Source organism: Streptomyces sp. NPDC006265 (assembly GCF_040613555.1).
Lineage (GTDB): Bacteria > Actinomycetota > Actinomycetes > Streptomycetales > Streptomycetaceae > Streptomyces.
The window spans coordinates 1-3,134 of the sequence record NZ_JBEXSH010000979.1 but is presented as its reverse complement, the minus strand read 5'-3'; the positions used below and the strand labels follow the sequence as shown (position 1 = coordinate 3,134).

Annotated in this window: 3 protein-coding genes and 1 pseudogene; all 4 read left to right on the top strand. The window is 71.3% G+C overall.

All coding sequences use genetic code 11. From position 1 onward, the window contains the following. The coding region (locus ABZ281_RS43820; RefSeq protein ID WP_356663781.1) for an alpha/beta hydrolase at window positions 1–213 on the top strand (213 nt) is incomplete at its 5' end. A 65-nt stretch (window positions 214–278) separates the two neighbouring features. Then, a pseudogene (locus ABZ281_RS43815) lies at window positions 279–575 on the top strand (winged helix-turn-helix domain-containing protein); the annotation flags it as partial. 744 nt (window positions 576–1,319) lie between these two features. Then, window positions 1,320–2,282, top strand: a complete 963-nt coding sequence (locus tag ABZ281_RS43810) for an ATP-dependent DNA ligase (RefSeq protein ID WP_356663779.1) — start codon at window positions 1,320–1,322, stop codon at window positions 2,280–2,282. 254 nt (window positions 2,283–2,536) lie between these two features. After that, on the top strand, window positions 2,537–3,085 hold the full coding sequence (locus ABZ281_RS43805) for a transposase family protein (protein WP_356663777.1): 549 nt from the start codon (window positions 2,537–2,539) through the stop codon (window positions 3,083–3,085). The last annotated feature ends 49 nt before the right edge of the window (window positions 3,086–3,134 follow it).

Sequence of the window (3,134 nt, the reverse complement as noted above, 5' to 3'; positions counted from 1 at the left end):
GGCCGGACCGTGCAGATCACCGACGACATCGTGGGCACGCCGGACACCCTGGCGTGGGGCAGCCGGGACCGGCTGCTCATCCCCCGCCAGGGCGTGCGCGCCAAGGGCGTGATCCCCCGGGCCCGGCTGGTGCGGCTGCCCGGCTGCGGCCACGTCCCGATGAACGACGACCCGGCGCTGGTGGCCCGGGTGGTCCTCGACGGCAGCCGCTGACCCGCCCCGAGGCCAGCGAACCTCCCAGGGTCTCCCCTCATGAGAACCCTCTAAGGTCTCCCCTCATGAGACCAGTGCAGCGGGACCCGGGCGACGGTGCGGCGTCCGCCGCCTGGGAGCTGCTGCTCCCCGCCGCCTCGGCTCCGGCACGCACGCGTGGCCGTTCCCTGCAGGCGGCGCTGCGCGAGGCGGTCCGCTCGGGCCGGCTCGCGCCGGGCACCCGGCTGCCGTCGAGCCGGGACCTCGCGGCGGGCCTGGGGGTCTCGCGCGGGCTCGTCACGGAGGCGTACGAGCAGCTGACGGCCGAGGGGTATCTGCGCAGCGGCCGGGGCGCCGGAACCTGGGTGGGCGCCGCCGTCCGGGGCCATCAATCCGGTGGCGAGCTCGCCGGCGGGCGTGCCCTTCGCCTGCACGGCGAACTTCTCGCGGGCGAAGTGGAACGCCTCGCCGTGCGTCTTCGCCGTGCCTGTGAGGACCGTCAGGCTGAGGGCGTCGGTCCACTCCCCGGCCGTGACGCTCTCCTCGGGGGAGTCGTCACCCGGGTCGTAACTCATGCCGAAGTTCACGTAGTTGAGGAAGACCTGGAAGCTGCAGTGCGGGTGGTAGGCGGCGTAGGCGACCGCGCCGGCCGCGGCCTCCGAGGCGTCCTTGAGGGCCGCCTCGGCCTCCGGGGCGTCGAGGTCTGGTGTCTCGACGGAGAGGGCGCCCAGGTAGTCGCGGAACTCGTCTGCGATCGACTGCCATTCATAGGTGGTGATCCGGCCGGCCCTCGACATGGACCGCACCTGGCCCCCGATCCGGTTCGTGAAGTCCTCGCGCGCTGCCGACACGGCTGCCCCGCCCACGTGGTGACGCTCTATTCGCACTGCCCTGCTCCTTGATCGATCTCTGCACCAGCAGCCTAGATGCGGGATCTGACAGGCCAGCGACTGCTGTGATCTGAGCCCGGGGCGCCCCGGCCCCGGCCCAGGGTGGGCGGCAACGGCCGTCGTTCGTCAGCCGCAGGCCGGGGCCAGCCACCGAGCACCTCCCGCCCGAGTGCGGTTGCTGCTGGTGAGCCGCGCGGCGTGCGGGCGGGTGGGGCGCGGAAGGCGTAGGAGTGGAGGGTGCACCTCTCACCGCCGGTCGAGCCGATGCTGGCCCGCTCCGTGACCGCTCTGCCGTCGCCCGGGGCACGGCCGGTGCTGTTCGAGCAGAAGGCGGACGGGTTCCGCGTCCTCGTGTTCACCGGCCCCAAGCCGTACCTCCAGTCCCGGCGCGGCGCCGATCTTGGCCCGGCCTTCCCGGAGATCGTCCGGGCCGCGGCCGCGCTCGGCGTGGAGGCGGTCGTCGACGCCGAGCTGGTGGTCTTGCATGACAACAGGCTGGACTTCACAGCACTGCAGCACCGGGCCCGGTTCCGCGGTGCCAGGGCCGAGCGCGCCGGCCGGGAGCAGCCCGCCCACCTGATCACCTTTGATGTGCTCGAGGTCACCGGCACCGTCCTCATGGACCAGCCCCTGCACCAGCGCAGGGGCGAGCTGGAGAACCTGTTCGCGTCCCTCGCTCTCGCGGCGCCCTGGGCGCTGTGCCCGCAGACTGCCGATGCCGCGACGGCCCGCACGTGGCTGGACCCGGCATGGGGAGCTGCGGGCGTCGAAGGCTTGATGATCAAGGATTCCGGGTCCCGGTACCGGCCTGGGGAGCGAGGGTGGCTGAAGCTGAGGACGCGTACGACGGCGGAGGCAATCATCGGTGCGGTCACCGGAGCCGTTCACGCGCCGCGGAGTCTCTTGTTCGGCCGGCTCGACCCGGCGGGCCGGCTCCGGCTGATCGGCCGTTCCACCCCACTGTCCCGGCCCGCGGCCACCGAGCTGGGCGCCGTCCTGCGTCCTGCCGGGCCGGAGCACCCCTGGTACGGTCGGCGCTTCCCCGCCGGATGGGGCACCACCGAGCCGCTGGTCTTCCATCCGGTCGTACCCGACCTCGTAGCCGAGATCGACGCCGATACCGCCGTGGACCTGGGTACCTTCCGGCATCCCGTGCGCTACCTGCGACTTCGTGACGACATGACCCCGGGAGACGTCTAGGTTCCACCTGCTCTGTGCCTGGCGGCCCTGCCTGATGGCGCCGGCGCGTCACCAGGTGGCTTTGTTCATGTCTTCCGGGCTCTGGCACAGATCTTGGGGTGCGGTCGCGGAGTGTCACTGCGGCGTTCGATTGTAAGAGCCCGGATTCGCGCGAGACCGCGTACGCCTTCCCGCCTTGCAGCAGAGAGTGACGCTCCGTCAGGTCTGTGCTGGGCCCTCTCCGGTGACCGCAACGAGCGGTGACGGTGCTGGTCATGCAGGCCGACGCAATGTTCTGGGACTCGCTCGTGTTCGACGGAATCGACGGCGTGGAGGTCGAAGCGGTGACCGCTGCCTTCGGCACGGTCGACGTCACAGCCAGAGGCCGGGCAGCCGGGGCAGCATGTCCGGACTGCGGCCGCTCCTCGGACCGAGTGCACGACTCCTACCAGCGCAGACTGAAGGATCTACCGCTCGCTGAACAGAGCGACGTGATCCATCTGACGGTCCGGCGCTTCATCTGCAGCACGGACGACTGCCCGCGTCGTACGTTCGCCGAGCCGTTCGCTCAGTTGACCGCCCCGTACGCGCGCTTCACCACACGGCTGGGCCGCGTCCTGGAGCGTGTCGGGCTCGCACTCGCCGGACGGGCCGGCGCCCGGCTGACCGCCCAACTGGGTTTCCCCGTGGGACGGATGACCCTGCTGCGTAGGGTCATGGCGTTGCCTGACCCGCAGCTCAGCACGCCGCGTGTGCTGGGTGTGGACGACTTCGCCACCCGCCGTGGGCAGACCTACTCCACCGTCTTGACCTGCGGAGCCTAATAGATGGCAAAGATGGGTATGGGGCGGGGAGTCATGAAACGCAGCCGGC